Raw genomic sequence first — 14,860 nt, 5'->3', positions numbered from 1 at the left:
CTGACCGCCGCTCCCGGCCATGGCACTTATACTGGGAGGCTGGCCGATCGGCCGAACACCCTCCCTGAAAGAACGGACGTCCGCTGTGCTTGCCGTGCACGACCTCGAGATCCGCGTTGGCGCGCGCCTGCTGATGGAGAACGTCTCGTTCCGCGTCGCCGACGGAGACAAGATCGGACTCGTCGGCCGCAACGGGGCCGGGAAGACCACACTCACCAAGGTGCTCGCCGGTGATGTCCTGCCCTCCGGCGGCAGCGTGACACGGTCCGGCGAGCTCGGCTACCTTCCGCAGGACCCGCGTTCCGGAAACCCCGAAGACCTGGCGCGCACGCGCATCCTCGATGCCCGCGGACTCGGGCAGCTGAACCTCGGGATGACCGAGGCGGCACTCGCGATGGGCTCGGACGACCCCGCCGTCGCCGACAAGGCGATGAAGCGCTACGCCCGCCTGACCGAGCAGTTCGAGGCCCAGGGCGGCTACGCGGCGGAGGCCGAGGCGGCGTCGATCGCGAACAACCTGTCGCTTCCCGACCGGATCCTGGATCAGCCGTTGTCGACGCTCTCCGGTGGTCAGCGTCGCCGCATCGAGCTCGCCCGTATCCTCTTCTCCGATGCTCAGACGATGATCCTCGACGAGCCCACCAACCACCTCGACGCCGACAGCGTCGTGTGGCTCCGCGAGTTCCTCAAGGGGTACAAGGGCGGTCTGATCGTCATCAGCCACGATGTCGAGCTCGTCGGCGAGACCGTCAACCGCGTGTTCTACCTCGACGCGAACCGCCAGATCATCGACACGTACAACATGAACTGGAAGAACTACCTGCGCCAGCGGGTGGCCGACGAGGAGCGTCGCAAGAAGGAGCGCGCCAACGCCGAGAAGAAGGCCACGACCCTGCAGTTGCAGGCGGCACGCTTCGGCGCGAAGGCATCCAAGGCGGCTGCGGCGCACCAGATGATCGCGCGCGCCGAGAAGCTGCTCGCCGGACTCGACGAGGTCCGCCAGGAAGACCGGGTCGCGAAGCTGCGCTTCCCGAAGCCGGCGCCCTGCGGCAAGACTCCGATGATGGCGAGCGGGCTCTCGAAGTCGTACGGATCGCTCGAGATCTTCACCGATGTCGACCTCGCCATCGACCGCGGCTCCAAGGTCGTGGTGCTCGGCCTCAACGGTGCGGGCAAGACCACGCTGCTGCGGATGCTCGCGGGTGTGGACCAGCCCGACACCGGACAGCTCGAGCCGGGGCACGGCCTCAAGGTCGGCTACTACGCGCAGGAGCACGAGAACCTCGACGTGAACCGTTCGGTGCTCGAGAACATGGTCTCGGCCGCACCGCACATCACCGAGACCGAGGCGCGCAAGGTGCTGGGTTCGTTCCTGTTCACCGGCGACGACGTGCTGAAGCCCGCGGGAGTCCTCTCCGGTGGAGAGAAGACGCGTCTTTCGCTCGCGACTCTCGTCGTCTCCTCGGCGAACCTGCTGCTGCTCGACGAGCCGACCAACAACCTCGACCCCGCCTCGCGCGAGGAGATCCTCGGCGCCCTCGCGCACTACGAGGGTGCTGTCGTCCTCGTCTCCCACGATCCCGGTGCCGTGCAGTCGCTCAACCCGGAGCGCGTGCTCATCCTGCCCGACGGAGTCGAAGACATCTGGAGCCAGGAGTACCAGGACCTCATCGAGCTCGCCTGACGCGCGCACGATCCTCCGAAGCGACGACGATCCTCCGACCTTTCCCCGCGGATATCTCGGCGAATCGTCGGAACATCGGCGGATCGTCCGCTGCGTGGGCGCGATGAGCGGTGGCCCCAATGTCGGCGACCGCTTGTAGCGTGAGGGCATGAGCATGGATCACATCCGCGCCGTGTGCTGGGACTGGAACGGCACGCTGCTCGACGACGTGGAGATCTGTCGTCAGGTGATGAACTCCGTGCTCGAGGAGCACGCGCTCGATCCGCTGACCGATGAGCACGCCTACCGATCGGTCTTCCGATTCCCGATCCGGGACTTCTACGGCTCCGTCGGGCTCGGCGATGACAGATTCGTGCCCGCCGCGACGGCCTACCTCGAACTGCTCGCGGCGCGGGTCGGAGAGGCGCAGCTCCACCCCGATGCGCGCGCCACGCTCGCGGCTCTCCACGAGCGCGGCCTCCGTCAGGTGCTCGCCTCGGCGACCCTTCCCGATGCGCTCGCGCGGCAGATGGCCCCGCACGATCTGGTCGATGCGTTCGAAGATGTGCTGTCGATCGACGACCCGTATCGGGCGTCGAAGCACGACGTCATCGCGCGGTGGCTGTCGAGATCCGGCCTCCGTCCGAGCGCTGTGCTCGTCATCGGCGACACCAATCACGACCGGGAGATCGCGGCCGATCTCGGCACGGAGTTCGTCCATTTCGATGGCGGGCACCAGAACTGGTCCGGTGACACGCGTCGGATCGCGACGCTCGGCGAACTGCTCGACGTGCTGCCCCCGATCGCCCATCATCCCGAACTGAGGGAACTCGCCTGAGCCTTCCGACGTGCAGTCTCTGCGCCCATGGCATAGTCGGGAGCATGTCGACAGAGCGGGGTCTCCTTTCGTCAGAGGTCAGTCGGTGGCTGCGTGCTCAGCCCGCGCTCACCGGTGCGGCGCCTCCTCTCGTACGCGCTGACCTTCCTGACGATCCGGTCTCACTCTTCCTCGACTGGATCGGGAAGGCCGCCACCGCAGGCGTGCCCGAGCCACACGTCGCCACCTTGGCGACGGTCGACGAAGACGGCATGCCGGATGCGCGCTCACTGATCCTCAAGGACGTCGACGAGCGCGGATGGGCCTTCGCCGGAGCGCGCTCCTCTCGAAAGGGTGCGCAGATCGGCGCGCATCCTGCGGCGGCACTGAACTTCTGGTGGCAGCCCCTCCTGCGAGCGGTGCGCGTTCGCGGGCGGGTCCAGGAGGCCTCCGCGGAGGAAAGTGCGGCAGACCTCGCTGCGCGCTCCGCCGCCGCTCGTGAGGGCGTCACCCCAGGGGAGTGGGTCCTCTGGCGGATCATCGCCGCACGAGTCGAGTTCTGGCAGGGGTCGCCGGAACGAGACCACACGCGGATCGTCTACGAGCGCACGGAGACCGGCTGGGCATGCACGATGACGCCCTGGATGGACTGACTCCGGGAGAGTCGGTCAGCGGACGTCGAGCAGCTCGTCTTCGACGTCGGCGTCGTGATCCTTGCGCCGTGGAGTCTTCACGGGTGTCGGGACGCCCTCGACTTCCTCACGGTGCTTCACGATCTCGGTCCGGATGATGTAGCCGATGAAGATGAAGCCCATGAGGGCGAACAGGATCCATTGGATCGCGTAGGAGAGATGCGGGCCCGGGTCGTCGGTGGGGGAGTCGAAGCCCCCCAGCGCGCCGGCGCCGGCCGGCTCCTCGGTCACGACGCGGCCGTAGGCGCCGGTGATCACATCCCCGTCGGTCAGCGCGGCGATCGAGGGCAGATGGATGGTCGGCACCTGACCTTCCGGTGCGCCCCGGCCCGATGCGGGCAGCTGCTCCCCGGGCCGCAGGCGCACCGTGACCTCGGCCTCGCCTTCCGGCGGGGACGGCACAGAGTCGGGCTCCGCACCCTCGCCCGGCGCCACCCAGCCGCGATCGACGATGAACACGCGACCATCAGCGTCGCGGAACGGCACCAGCACCTCGAAGGCGCTCGTACCGCCGTGCGGTCGATTGCGCACCAGCAGCTGCTGGTCGGCCAGGTACTCGCCCTGCAGCGTCACAGGGCGCCACTCGTCTGAGGGGTCGAGCGCACCGTCAGCGCCGATGACATCGGCGAGGGGAACGGGCTCCGCGTCGTAGTTCTGCTCGACGAGTTCGATCTGGGCGGCACGAGTCTCGTTGCGCTCGAACTGCCAGTTCGACAGGAAGACGCACGCGATGGCGAAGCCGATCGCGATGAGCACGTACACCGCCCACCTGGTCAGACGGCGACTCATGCGGGAACACCGTCGCGGACGGTCACCGGGAAGTCCCGTGCGGCCAGGTAGTCGCGGAGGAAGTCCACGTGCTCGTCGCACGCCAGCCACACCTTCTCGCGATCGGCGGCATGGATGCGGGGATTGCGCCACAGCACTTGTCTGGTCGCCGCGCTCCGGCAGCCGGCGCGCGAGCACTCGAGGTCAGTCATCGGTCTTTCGGGCCTTCGTGGATCGTGAACACCTGCGGAGCCGGAGCTTCGGTCTCGATCGGAGCAGGTCGAGGGGTGTCGAGCTCGCGCACCGGAGACTCGGCTGTGGCCTCAGTGCTGTCGCTTCCCGCGTTCGCGAAGACGACCGCGATGTAGGGCAGTACGGCGGCCGCGATCCCGAATACCCACGTGTACCAGCCGTACGGCTGCACGAACACCATGAGCCCGAAGCACACGATGCGGATGGTCATCGTCAAGGCATAACGGCGCACACGATGATCAGCCTCATCCCGCGGAGACTGCGGCAGTGAGGTGACGGCCGGGACTTGACGCGCGTTCTTCACGATGTCTCAAGCCTACGCCGGTGCAGCCCTCCCGGCGTGCCGTTCGGCGACTCAGCTCGAGAACAGGAACGGCAGGGTGAACACCCCGACGAACAGGAAGCTGATGATGGTGCTGACGATCGTGAACGCACCGATCGCGACCACCGCGTAGCCGAGGATGAGACCGGCGATGGCGAGCCCACGCCCGCCGACTCCGGGTTGGCGCTTGATCTGTCCGAGCGCCATGTGCCCCGTGATGACGGCCGCGAGAGAGGCCAGCACCGGGATGATGGCCCAGATCAGGACGAGCCCGGCGATGCCGCAGATGAGTGAGGTGACAGCCAGCGGACTGGTGGGGCGAGACGCGGCGGCGGGATACCCCCCGCTCGGGTAGGCGCCGTAACCGGGTTGAGAGGCAGGCGGGGCGTAGCCGGGCTGTACCGGAGTGGCGAAGCCGGGCTGAGAGGCGGGCGCGGCGTAGTCGGCTGGGGAGGCATAACCGGGCGGTGCGGGCGGTGGAGCGTATCCCGGCTGCGGTGCCGCGGCCGGCTGCGCGCCGTAGGCCGGGTACGCCGGAGGCGCATAGGTCGGCGCGGCTCCCGGGTGGCTCTGTGTCGGCTGCGGACCGGGCCGTACCGGTTCGGCGGGAAGCGCCGGCGTGGCAGTGGGGGCGGCGGGCGGAGGAGGCGGTGTCAACGGCGGCTCGCCACCGGGAGAGGGGATGCGGTTGTCGCTCACGATGAAGCCTTTCGTCTCGATCAGGGTTCCAGCAGCGTCCCCGTCTGTCAAACACCAGGATGCAGCCGACCCGGCACGCGGGCGCAGCCGGCAGCGGCATGGTCGATAGGATCGATGACGGCCCGGGACCGCGGGCCGACCGGCCAGATCAGGAGTGTCCCCCATGAGTGCTGAGCGCGTCGTCCTCGTCACCGGCGGCAATCGCGGCATCGGCCGCGCCATCGCAGAGCGCTTCGTGCGCGACGGGTACCGGGTCGCCGTCACCGCCCGCAGCGGCGAAGGGCCGGAGGGGACGCTCACCGTCCGTGCGGATGTGACCGACGCCGCGGCTCTCGACGCGGCGTTCACCGAGGTGGAGCAGCAGCTCGGCCCGGTCGAGATCGTTGTCGCGAACGCCGGTATCACGAAGGACACGCTGCTCCTCCGCATGAGCGAAGACGACTTCGACAGCGTGGTCGCGACGAACCTCGGCGGCACGTTCCGCGTCGTCAAGCGCGCCTCGAAGGGTATGCTCCGCGCGCGTTTCGGCCGCATCATCCTGATCTCGAGTGTCGTGGGGCTCTACGGTTCCGCGGGTCAGGTCAATTACTCCGCGTCGAAGAGCGCGCTCGTCGGGTTCGCCCGCTCGATCACCCGCGAACTCGGCGCGCGGGGGATCACCGCCAACGTCGTCGCCCCGGGATTCATCGAGACCGACATGACGGCCGAGCTCCCGGAAGAGACGCAGAAGCAGTACAAGGCGAACATCCCGGCCGGACGATTCGCCACTCCCGACGAGGTCGCGGGCGTCGTGACCTGGCTCGCGGGCGACGACGCCGGGTACATCTCTGGTGCGGTCATCCCCGTCGACGGTGGTCTCGGCATGGGGCACTGACCCCACGCCGTTCGATCAGCGCGAGATCGCTGCGGTGAGGAGTTCGCCGAGGCGATCCGGCACGGTGAACTGCGGCCAGTGGGCGGAGCCGATCCGGATGACCTCCGCATCCTCGATCGCGCGGTACTCCTCGCCGAATGGGCCCCACTGGTCGATCAGCCCCTCGAACGTCGCCTGATCCAGATCGCCCATGAGCAGTGTGACGGGCACTCGATAGCGCGCGGGGTCGGTGAGGGCGATGCCGTCGGTCGGCACGCGTGCGGGGACGCTCGACGTGAGCGGCGCTGTGAGTGCGCGTGTGGCCTCGTCGAGGTCGTGCACGTCTTCATCCTCGAAGAAGTCCCAGCCGGGGAACGGGACGACCCCGTCGACGATCGGGAATTCGCTGATCCCGTTTCCGGGCGGAGGAGGGACGGTGTCGACGAAGATCACTCGGCTCACGCGGTCGGGGCGCGCATCGGCGACACCCCATGCGACGTTGCCACCTCCGCTGTGTCCGACGACCACGACATCGCCGTCGACCTCATCGACTGCGGCGACCGCGGCGTCGACCCAGTCCGCGATGCCAACATCGGAGGTGGCGGCCGCGGGCTCGCCGAGCCCTGGCATGGTGAGGGCGTGCACGCGGTGCCCTGCCCGTTCGAGAGCGGGGATCACGTCGTTCCAGCTCGCGGCGTCGAGCCAGAGTCCGGGGATGAGGATGATGTCCATGAGCCGACGCTAGCTGCGGCGACCGACATTCACCAGGTCTCGGCTACGGGAGCAGCGCGATGACCTCGGACAGATCCTGCGGTCCGATGACGAGGCTCGCGGCTTCGCGAACCGCGGGCTTCGCGTTGAAGGCAAGGCCGAGTCCGGCGACCGCCATCATCTGCAGGTCGTTCGCGCCGTCGCCGATCGCGATCGTCGCGTGCGACGGTACGCCCAGCTCGGCCGCCCATTCCTGGAGCGAGGTGGCCTTGACCGCGCCGTCGACGATGTCGCCGTCGACACGACCGGCGAGCTCCCCATCGGCGATTTCGAGGCGATTGGCGCGCCACCGGTCGACTCCGAGCCCCGGCGCGATGTGGTCGAGGATCTCGTGAAACCCCCCGGACACGACTCCGACGACACCGCCGCGGTCGTGGACGGCGGCGGTGAGATCGCGAACTCCGGGCGTCGGTTCGATCCGTGCACGTACCCGCTCGAATGCCGAGACCGGCACGCCCTGAAGGGCCGCGACCCGGGAACGAAGGCTCGTGGAGAAGTCGACTTCGCCGCGCATGGCCGCCTCCGTGGCCGCCTGCACCTCCGCGCGGCGCCCGGCCTCGTCGGCGAGCAGCTCGATCACCTCGTTGCGGATCAGGGTGGAGTCGGCATCGAGGACGACGAGGAAGCGCGCAGCGGTCACCCGACGAGCCTATCGATCACCTGGCGGGCCGATGCGCCATGACGGCGTCAGCGTTCGATGAAAACGCCCTTGCCGACGACGGTGATGCCGGACTCCGTCACGGTGAAACCCCGTGCGAGGTCCCGCTCGCGATCGACGCCCACCGTCGCCCCGTCGGCCAGCACCACGTTCTTGTCGAGGATCGCCCGATGGATGCGCGCGCCCTGTCCCACCTGGACGTGGTCGAAAACCACCGAGTCCGTGATGGTCGAGCCGCCGCCGGCGAGCGTCCAGGGGCCGACCACACTGCGTTCCAGATGGGTGCCGGACAGGACCGATCCGAGCGAGACGATCGAGTCGATCGCATTCCCGATGCGCCCGACCGAGTCCCGCACGAACTTCGCGGGCGGCGAGTTGACCGCTTGCGAGTGGATCGGCCACTCCATGTTGTAGAGGTTGAACACGGGCAGGGTCGAGATCAGGTCGCGGTGCGCGTCGAAGAACGAGTCGATCGTCCCCACGTCCCGCCAGTAGGAACGATCGCGCGGGGAGGAGCCGGGCACATCGTTCTGCTTCATGTCGTAGTAACCGGCCTCGCCGCGGTCGACGAAGTACGGGACGATGTCGCCGCCCATGTCGTGCCCGGAGGTCGGCGACTCGCCGTCGGCCTCGACGGCGGCAATGAGTGCGTCGGCATCGAAGATGTAGTTCCCCATCGAGGCGAGCACCTCGTGCGGCGAATCCTCGAGGCCGGCGATGTCGGTCGGCTTCTCCAAGAACTGCTTGATGCGCCCGGACTCGGCATCGGCATCGATCACCCCGAACTGCGAAGCCAGGGCGAGGGGCTGGCGGATCCCGGCGACGGTCGCCTTCGCACCGGATTCGATGTGGGCCTCCAGCATCTGCCGGAAGTCCATCCGGTACACGTGGTCGGCGCCGATGACCACGACGATGTCGGGCTTCTCATCATTGATCAGGTTCATGCTCTGCAGGATCGCGTCGGCGGATCCCGAGAACCACCGCTTGCCGAGTCGCTGCTGCGCGGGGACCGAGGTCACGTATGAGTCGAGGAGCGCCGACATCCGCCAGGTCTGCGAGATGTGCCGGTCGAGGCTGTGCGACTTGTACTGCGTCAGCACGACGATCTGCCGTAGGCCGGAGTTGATGAGGTTCGAGATGGCGAAATCGATCAGGCGATACTGTCCGCCGAACGGCACTGCGGGTTTCGCGCGATCCGCCGTGAGCGGCATGAGGCGCTTGCCCTCGCCGCCGGCGAGGATGATCCCGAAGACCTTCTTTGGAGCGGACATGGCTCCACCATAGATGCGTTCCCGGCCGCTGTACTAGCGTTCAGACATGCGAGTCGAAATGATCACGAAGGAGTACCCGCCCGAGGTCTACGGCGGTGCCGGAGTGCATGTGGCGGAACTCGTCGCCGCGCTTCGAGAGCACGTCGACGTGCGGGTGCGTGCGTTCGGGGCGACCCGCGACGAACCCGGTACCTTCGCCTATCGCACGCCTGCGGAACTCACCGGAGCGAACCCCGCGCTCCAGACGCTGGGGACAGACCTCGAGATCGTCGCCGCCATCGCCGACGCCGACCTCGTCCACAGTCACACCTGGTACGCGAACTTCGCCGGCCACCTGGCCTCGCAGCTTCACGGCATCCCGCACGTTCTCACCGCGCACAGCCTGGAGCCCCTCCGCCCATGGAAGGCCGAGCAGCTGGGTGGCGGGTACGCGATCTCCAGCGGCATCGAGCGACTCGCCTACGAGAACGCCGCCGCGGTGATCGCGGTGAGCGCCGGCATGCGCGCCGACATCCTCCGCAGCTATCCGCAGGTGGACCCTGCGAAGGTCCGCGTGATCCACAACGGTATCGACGTCGAACGCTGGCGCCCGGTGCAGGACGCGGAGTTCCTCCGGTCGATCGGAATGGATCCCGCACGTCCCTCCGTCGTGTTCGTCGGCCGGATCACGCGGCAGAAGGGTCTGCCGTATCTGCTGCAGGCCGCCCGACTCCTGCCGCCCGAGGTGCAGCTCGTCCTGTGCGCCGGCGCCCCGGACACTCCGGAGATCATGGCCGAGGTGCAACAGGGAGTGCGGCTTCTGCAGGAGACGCGTGAAGGCGTCATCTGGGTGGAGCGGATGCTGCCGCGCGATGAGCTGTCGGCGATCCTCACCGCGGCGACGACCTTCGTCTGTCCCTCCGTCTACGAACCTCTCGGGATCGTGAACCTCGAGGCGATGGCCTGCGGCGCTGCGGTCGTCGGCACCGCGACCGGGGGCATCCCCGAGGTCGTGTCCGACGGCGTCACTGGTCGGCTCGTGCCGATCGAACAGCTGCAGGACGGCACCGGCACGCCGGTGGATCCGGAGCGCTACGTGGCGGACCTGGCCGCAGTGCTCACCGAGGTCGCCATGGATCCGGAGCGCGCGCGGGCCTACGGTGAGGCCGGACGCGAGCGCGCGCGGGACGACTTCAGCTGGGCCGCGATCGCGGAGACGACGCGCGCGCTCTACGCGGAGCTCACCGCCTGAGCCGATAGGCTGGAACCATGCCGAGCGCTCTGGAATTCACCGACGTCGTCGTGCGCCGTGAAGGACGCAACATCATCGATCACGTGACCTGGGAGGTCGACGACGATCAGCGATGGGTGATCCTCGGACCGAACGGGGCAGGCAAGACCACCCTCCTGCAGCTGGCCGACACCCTCATGCATCCGACCTCGGGCACCGTGACCGTGCTGGGCGAGACTCTGGGCCGCACCGACGTGTTCGAGGTGCGCCCGCGCATCGGGTTCGCCTCGTCCGCGATGGCCAAGCGGGTTCCCCGCGATGAGACGGTCCTCAACACCGTGCTCACCGCCGCATACTCGGTGCTCGGTCGCTGGAACGAGAACTACGAGGACATCGATGAGCGCCGCGCGCTCCGTGTCCTCGCCGACTGGCGCCTCGACCACCTGGCGGACCGCACGTTCGGCACGCTGAGCGATGGCGAGCAGAAGCGCGTGCAGATCGCGCGCGCCGTGATGACCGATCCGGAGCTGCTGCTGCTGGACGAGCCGACCGCCTCGCTCGATCTCGGATCGCGAGAAGAGCTGCTGGCGCTGCTCAGCGGGTACGCTTCCTCGCCGACGACGCCGGCGATGCTGATGGTGACGCACCACGTCGAGGAGATCCCGGTGGGTTTCACGCACGTGATGCTGATTCGCGACGGAGCGATCGTCGCGGCCGGACCGATCGCCGAGACGCTCACGGCCGAGGCACTCACCGACACGTTCGGCATGCCCATCGTGCTCAGCAGCGAAGACGGCCGCTACGCCGCCCGCGCAGCATCCTGATCCAGGTCTGATAGAATCGACCCTTGGTGCTCTCCGCACCGCAGACTTCCCTCGTCCCTGGCACAATCCAGGGCAGCAACTAAGGAATCCCATGAAGACTGACATTCACCCCGAGTACAAGGCTGTCGTGTTCCGCGACCTCGGCTCGGGCGAGACGTTCCTCACCCGTTCGACCGTGACCGGCGACAAGACCATCGAGCTGGACGGCGTGGAGTACCCCGTCATCGATGTCGAGATCTCGTCCGCGTCGCACCCGTTCTACACGGGCAAGCAGCGCATCATGGACTCGGCCGGCCGCGTCGAGAAGTTCAACCAGCGCTTCAAGGGCTTCGGCGGCTCGTCCAAGTAACGACTGCCACGAAGAAGGCCCCACGCTCCTCGGAGCGTGGGGCCTTCTTCGTTCCTCGAGGGCTCTGGGACGGTCTCAGACGTCGATGACGATACGGCCGGAGTCGATGCGGCTCGGCGGGTCGCCGGGCGAGGGCGCCGGTGCCGTCCGCTGCGTCTGCCGGTCGCGTTCCTGGTTCGCCTCATGGGCACTGGGCGACCAGACGCTGTCGAAGACGCCGACGAGGCCGCCGTTGGCGACGTGCTCGTACTTCTCCTCGACCGGCTTCCGCGAGAAGGTGTGCATCATCCCGAAGATCAGCAGAGCGGGGCCCATGCCCAGCACGATGATCACGGTCGCCCACGCCATCACGTCCTTCATGACTTCAGGATAGGCGTGACGGAGAAGAGCGGCATCCTCCTCGAGGCGGAGATCCTCAGCGCAGGCGGCGGCCCTGCGCCAGGTCGATGAGGCGCGACAGCACGGGACCCGAGCGCAGCCCGTTGTGCTCGTGCTCGCTGGTCACCCACAGCTTCACGCCGGGTAGCAGGCGTGCTGTCTCGAGTGAGAACTCCATCGGGACGTACACGTCGTCGACATAGACGGCAGCGGCGCCCGTAGCCCCGGACGCGGCGATCGCCTCGGCGTCGTAGATGCTCGGCCATTCGTACTCCGCGAGCGCGCGGGTGACGTCACGCCAGGGGCGGAAGGCGGGAACCGTCTCGGTCCAGTCGCGCCGGATGTGCTCGCCCGTGAAGAGCGTCGGGTCGTCGCGGAAGTCGGAGGGCTCTGTGCGTTCGGCCGACCATCGGGTGGCGTGGCCGTCGGCGTAGCTGGACTCGTGGAACGCGAAATACAGCGGATTGCGACCGTCGAACGGCATCGCGTGCATCAGGTCGTGCCGGAAGGCATTGGAGGAAGGGTCACGCTCGAGCAACGACCAGACGGTCTGCCAGCCGTCGTTCGTGCCGAGGGCCGAGCCCATCGATCGCAATCGCGAGCGGGACACGACCTCGCCGTCGGGGAGGACGATGTCGCCGGCGTCTGCCTGATCGACGAGTCGCCGCATGGCGTCGCGGTGCTCCGGGAACCGGCGGTAGTAACGCTCGGATGTCGTGCGCATCTTCTCGTAGCAGAGCGCGTACACATCATCGGGGTGGCGCCCGATCGCGCTGAGTCCGCCCGTGATGAAGACGTCCTGCAGCGAGGACGCGTCCGTCGAGAGGTAGGCCAGCGTCGTGAAGCCGCCGAAGGACTGCCCGAGCACGCTCCAGGTGGCAGCTCCCAGGTGTTCGCGGATCGCCTCGCAGTCGCGCACGATCGAGTCGGCGCGCAGGTGGGTGAGGTGCTCGGCCACGGCCTCGGCGCCGCGGGCGAGATCGTGATCGCCGACCGGGGTCGAGGGGCCCGTTCCGCGCTGGTCGAGGAGCACCAGACGGTAGTGGGCGAGAGCTTCATCCAGCCAGGCCGGCGACGTCGAAGAATGGAACGGGCGGGGAGCTTCGTGCCCCGGTCCGCCCTGCAGGAAGACCAGATAGGGGAGGGTCTCACCGCCTTCGCGGGCGACCACGCGCGCGAAGATGTCGATGGTGCGGGAGTCGGCGGGATCGCCCCATACGAGAGGGACGGTGAGCGTGTGCTCTTCGACGGTGAGATCCAGCAGCTTGCGGACGACGGTGGTCATGATCACATCACATTCCCGATGTAGGAGTACTTGACGAAGACCTCCGAGGCGATGCCCGACTCCTCGAGCACCCCCTGCACGGCGGTCATCATGTAGTTGGAGTCCCAGCCCATGTAGAGGAAGTGGGATTCGTCGAGCGCGTCCCACTGCCCCTTCCACGCCATGCCCTGGTAGATCGGCCCGCCGTGGGCGGCACAGTAGGCGAGGGCAGCGGCCCTCGTGTCGGTCCACGCGCGTCGGAAGACCCGGTTGAAGAGGTACTTCACGTCGGGGACCTCCCAGCGCTCACCGCGGTACTCGACGTAGTCGAACTCGCGTTCCCAGCCGGTCGGCCAGCCGCGACGGCGCACGGCATCCAGGATCGGGGTCAGGCCGTCGTCGTCGATCTCCGGCAGTGCCGGTCGCGCCCAGATGCGGATCAGGTCGGCGGTGAGGGCGACCGTGCGCCGGGTGATGGCGGCCGTGTTCCAGGTCGGGACCTCGGCGAGCTCGCGGGTCGCCGGCACCGCGCTGCGGGCATACGCCTCATCTCGCTTGACGGGGAAGGCGGCGCCGAACACGCGCTCGGTCAACGGCTGCTCGAGCAGGGTCAGGTTGCCGAGAGTCGGGGCGAGCGCGCGATGGCTGTTCTGTTCGTCCTCGGAGTACTCGTTCCAGGGGCGTTCTCCGTCTCCCGACCAGGCGTCGCCGGGGACAGTGGGCACGATGTGCTCCACGTCGAACCCGTCGACGTCGCCGACGCCTTCCAGGCGACCGAGCACGTACGCGGGGTGAGGGAGCTCGCTGTACTTCAGTACCGCGCTCACACGCTCGTCGGAGGGGGTGATCCGCGCGAAGGCGCGGGCGAGCGAATCGCGACCTTCCCGGCGTGCGCGGCAGAGCCTGGCGATCAGCCTCTCGGCCGGAAGGTTGACCAGCGCGCGGCGGAGGTACAGCGACTGGATCCACTCCAGCGTCTCGAGGAGTTCGGCGCGGTCGATGACGCCCCGCGCGTGATCGCTGTACACACTCAGCACGAGGGGATACGACGAGCGCCCGAAGGTGTTGACGTGCCGCAGCTGCTGCGCGATCTCCGGGTCTTTCTCCCGTGAGGGATCGAGGAGGATGCCGTATACCTCTGCGTAGTGCCGCCACTCTTCCGCGTCTGCCTGCAGGTGGGTGACGTCGACGCGGGGGAAGGACTGCCGGAACGCGCTGTACACGCCGTGCTCGCCGTTCGCCGCCACCTCGCGGCCGGTGACGAGCACGAGGTAGTGCCGCCAGAACGCGCCGATGGCCTCACCGGTGTGATGCTCGATCGGCACCCAGAACCGGGCTTCGACGTCGACCTGCTCCGCGTGGCTGAGCCCCATCAGGATGTAGTTGTGGATGAGCTCGTGGTCGCGCAGCGGCTCGCCCGTGGAGTTCAGGCTCTCGAAGATCTGCTGGGCGTTCGCCTGGGCTCCGAGGGTGATCGACACGTGCTCGAGCTTCTGCAGCCCACGCCAGATGAGGGGAACCTCGTCCACGTGGATCTGACTGCGGAAGAAGGCGTAGTTGTCGTCGAAGCGGGATTCGCGGTCCGCGTCGTCGCGGCGGTCGAGCACGACGGACTCGTACAACTCGGCCCACGCATCGTGCGGGCGCAGCTTGGTGCGGCCGCGGTCGTCCGAGCGTACGAGCACGCGTTCCAACGAGGCGGCCAGAGCGGCATCGGTGTCGCGGATCGCATGGTGCAGCGCGGCGACCAGCAGCATCAGCGTGGTGATGCGCTGCTGGCCGTCGATGAGGATCAGGTCGGAATCGGTCGACGTGCCGTCTTCGGCGGAGAGGATCGAGCCGATGAAGTGGCGGTGGGCGTCGTCCTCCCGCGCGACGGCGCGGATGTCGGAGAGGAGACGCTCGCACCCGCCGATGTCCCAGCGGTACTGCCGCTGATACACGGGGACGACGATGGTGGTGCTGCCCGCCGCGAGCCACTCGATCGTGTTGACTGCTGTCGCCTCGACGTTGGTCGCGGTGCTCATACTGGTGTCTCGTCCTCCCGTAGCGACGGGTGCCGAGGACTC

17 protein-coding genes are annotated in these 14,860 nt (G+C 68.0%); 7 read left to right on the top strand and 10 right to left on the bottom strand.

The window, feature by feature from the left end:
• Positions 1-85 precede the first annotated feature (85 nt).
• The 3 genes from abc-f to CQ034_RS04560 all read left to right on the top strand — a co-directional run bounded on the left by abc-f (position 86) and on the right by CQ034_RS04560 (position 3,133).
• Complete coding sequence (gene abc-f, locus CQ034_RS04570) at positions 86-1,684, top strand: ribosomal protection-like ABC-F family protein (protein ID WP_029261766.1); 1,599 nt, start codon at positions 86-88, stop codon at positions 1,682-1,684.
• A 148-nt stretch (positions 1,685-1,832) separates the two neighbouring features.
• Positions 1,833-2,501, top strand: coding sequence for an HAD family hydrolase (locus CQ034_RS04565; protein ID WP_105710074.1), 669 nt, complete (start codon positions 1,833-1,835; stop codon positions 2,499-2,501).
• A gap of 44 nt (positions 2,502-2,545) precedes the next feature.
• The gene (locus CQ034_RS04560; protein WP_105710073.1) at positions 2,546-3,133 is read left to right on the top strand and encodes a pyridoxal 5'-phosphate synthase; all 588 of its coding nucleotides are present in this window, start codon (positions 2,546-2,548) and stop codon (positions 3,131-3,133) included.
• 15 nt (positions 3,134-3,148) lie between these two features.
• Here CQ034_RS04560 and CQ034_RS04555 read toward each other — a convergent pair whose 3' ends face one another.
• From CQ034_RS04555 to CQ034_RS19815, 4 genes are read right to left on the bottom strand one after another with little or no spacing between them, the layout of a single operon-like run.
• Entirely contained in the window at positions 3,149-3,961 is an 813-nt protein-coding gene (locus CQ034_RS04555; RefSeq protein ID WP_105710072.1) for an SURF1 family protein, read from the bottom strand.
• On the bottom strand, positions 3,958-4,152 hold the full coding sequence (locus CQ034_RS04550; RefSeq protein ID WP_105710071.1) for a hypothetical protein: 195 nt from the start codon (positions 4,150-4,152) through the stop codon (positions 3,958-3,960). Before CQ034_RS04550 ends, CQ034_RS04555 begins: the two co-directional genes overlap by 4 nt.
• Positions 4,149-4,496 (bottom strand): DUF3099 domain-containing protein, encoded by a 348-nt coding sequence (locus CQ034_RS04545; RefSeq protein ID WP_105710070.1) that lies wholly within the window; start codon positions 4,494-4,496, stop codon positions 4,149-4,151. The genes CQ034_RS04550 and CQ034_RS04545 overlap by 4 nt, the downstream gene beginning before the upstream one ends.
• Positions 4,497-4,547: 51 nt before the next feature.
• Positions 4,548-5,213, bottom strand: coding sequence for a DUF4190 domain-containing protein (locus tag CQ034_RS19815; protein ID WP_105710069.1), 666 nt, complete (start codon positions 5,211-5,213; stop codon positions 4,548-4,550).
• A 163-nt stretch (positions 5,214-5,376) separates the two neighbouring features.
• Between CQ034_RS19815 and CQ034_RS04535 the strand changes: the two genes are divergently transcribed.
• Positions 5,377-6,087 (top strand): beta-ketoacyl-ACP reductase, encoded by a 711-nt coding sequence (locus CQ034_RS04535; protein ID WP_029261772.1) that lies wholly within the window; start codon positions 5,377-5,379, stop codon positions 6,085-6,087.
• A gap of 15 nt (positions 6,088-6,102) precedes the next feature.
• Here CQ034_RS04535 and CQ034_RS04530 read toward each other — a convergent pair whose 3' ends face one another.
• The 3 genes from CQ034_RS04530 to glgC are packed head-to-tail and all read right to left on the bottom strand — an operon-like array spanning position 6,103 to position 8,766.
• Entirely contained in the window at positions 6,103-6,798 is a 696-nt protein-coding gene (locus tag CQ034_RS04530; RefSeq protein WP_105710068.1) for an alpha/beta fold hydrolase, read from the bottom strand.
• A gap of 43 nt (positions 6,799-6,841) precedes the next feature.
• A complete protein-coding gene (gene serB, locus CQ034_RS04525) occupies positions 6,842-7,477 on the bottom strand; it encodes a phosphoserine phosphatase SerB (protein WP_029261774.1) in 636 nt (211 codons plus the stop codon).
• Between the two features lie 47 nt (positions 7,478-7,524).
• Entirely contained in the window at positions 7,525-8,766 is a 1,242-nt protein-coding gene (glgC, locus tag CQ034_RS04520) for a glucose-1-phosphate adenylyltransferase (RefSeq protein ID WP_029261775.1), read from the bottom strand.
• Between the two features lie 46 nt (positions 8,767-8,812).
• On the opposite strand from glgC, the gene glgA reads away from it, so the two are divergent.
• The 3 genes from glgA (at position 8,813) to CQ034_RS04505 (ending at position 11,149) form a co-directional block, all read left to right on the top strand.
• Positions 8,813-9,997: a glycogen synthase gene (gene glgA, locus CQ034_RS04515; protein ID WP_105710067.1), complete on the top strand. Its 1,185-nt coding sequence runs from the start codon at positions 8,813-8,815 to the stop codon at positions 9,995-9,997.
• 17 nt (positions 9,998-10,014) lie between these two features.
• Complete coding sequence (locus CQ034_RS04510) at positions 10,015-10,800, top strand: ABC transporter ATP-binding protein (RefSeq protein ID WP_029261777.1); 786 nt, start codon at positions 10,015-10,017, stop codon at positions 10,798-10,800.
• Positions 10,801-10,891: 91 nt separating this feature from the next.
• Positions 10,892-11,149, top strand: a complete 258-nt coding sequence (locus CQ034_RS04505; protein ID WP_028501712.1) for a type B 50S ribosomal protein L31 — start codon at positions 10,892-10,894, stop codon at positions 11,147-11,149.
• 75 nt (positions 11,150-11,224) lie between these two features.
• On the opposite strand, the gene CQ034_RS04500 is transcribed toward CQ034_RS04505, so the two are convergent.
• From CQ034_RS04500 to CQ034_RS04490, 3 genes are read right to left on the bottom strand one after another with little or no spacing between them, the layout of a single operon-like run.
• Positions 11,225-11,509, bottom strand: a complete 285-nt coding sequence (locus CQ034_RS04500; protein ID WP_105710066.1) for a hypothetical protein — start codon at positions 11,507-11,509, stop codon at positions 11,225-11,227.
• A gap of 55 nt (positions 11,510-11,564) precedes the next feature.
• Positions 11,565-12,818 (bottom strand): alpha/beta fold hydrolase, encoded by a 1,254-nt coding sequence (locus CQ034_RS04495; protein WP_105710065.1) that lies wholly within the window; start codon positions 12,816-12,818, stop codon positions 11,565-11,567.
• Positions 12,815-14,818 (bottom strand): DUF262 domain-containing protein, encoded by a 2,004-nt coding sequence (locus CQ034_RS04490; protein ID WP_105710064.1) that lies wholly within the window; start codon positions 14,816-14,818, stop codon positions 12,815-12,817. Before CQ034_RS04490 ends, CQ034_RS04495 begins: the two co-directional genes overlap by 4 nt.
• Positions 14,819-14,860: the final 42 nt, after the last annotated feature.

The organism is Microbacterium sp. MYb45 (genome assembly GCF_002979655.1).
Lineage (GTDB): Bacteria > Actinomycetota > Actinomycetes > Actinomycetales > Microbacteriaceae > Microbacterium.
Note: the sequence above shows the minus strand (reverse complement) of the source record. Positions and strands in the feature narration are given on the sequence as shown.

Coding starts and splice junctions, on each gene's coding strand:
- CQ034_RS04565 (WP_105710074.1), top strand. CDS start 1,833: ATGAGCATGGATCACATCCGCGCCGTGTGCTGGGACTGGAACGGCACG.
- CQ034_RS04560 (WP_105710073.1), top strand. CDS start 2,546: ATGTCGACAGAGCGGGGTCTCCTTTCGTCAGAGGTCAGTCGGTGGCTG.
- CQ034_RS04555 (WP_105710072.1), bottom strand. CDS start 3,961: ATGAGTCGCCGTCTGACCAGGTGGGCGGTGTACGTGCTCATCGCGATC.
- CQ034_RS04550 (WP_105710071.1), bottom strand. CDS start 4,152: ATGACTGACCTCGAGTGCTCGCGCGCCGGCTGCCGGAGCGCGGCGACC.
- CQ034_RS04535 (WP_029261772.1), top strand. CDS start 5,377: ATGAGTGCTGAGCGCGTCGTCCTCGTCACCGGCGGCAATCGCGGCATC.
- CQ034_RS04530 (WP_105710068.1), bottom strand. CDS start 6,798: ATGGACATCATCCTCATCCCCGGACTCTGGCTCGACGCCGCGAGCTGG.
- glgC (WP_029261775.1), bottom strand. CDS start 8,766: ATGTCCGCTCCAAAGAAGGTCTTCGGGATCATCCTCGCCGGCGGCGAG.
- glgA (WP_105710067.1), top strand. CDS start 8,813: ATGCGAGTCGAAATGATCACGAAGGAGTACCCGCCCGAGGTCTACGGC.
- CQ034_RS04510 (WP_029261777.1), top strand. CDS start 10,015: ATGCCGAGCGCTCTGGAATTCACCGACGTCGTCGTGCGCCGTGAAGGA.
- CQ034_RS04505 (WP_028501712.1), top strand. CDS start 10,892: ATGAAGACTGACATTCACCCCGAGTACAAGGCTGTCGTGTTCCGCGAC.
- CQ034_RS04500 (WP_105710066.1), bottom strand. CDS start 11,509: ATGAAGGACGTGATGGCGTGGGCGACCGTGATCATCGTGCTGGGCATG.
- CQ034_RS04490 (WP_105710064.1), bottom strand. CDS start 14,818: ATGAGCACCGCGACCAACGTCGAGGCGACAGCAGTCAACACGATCGAG.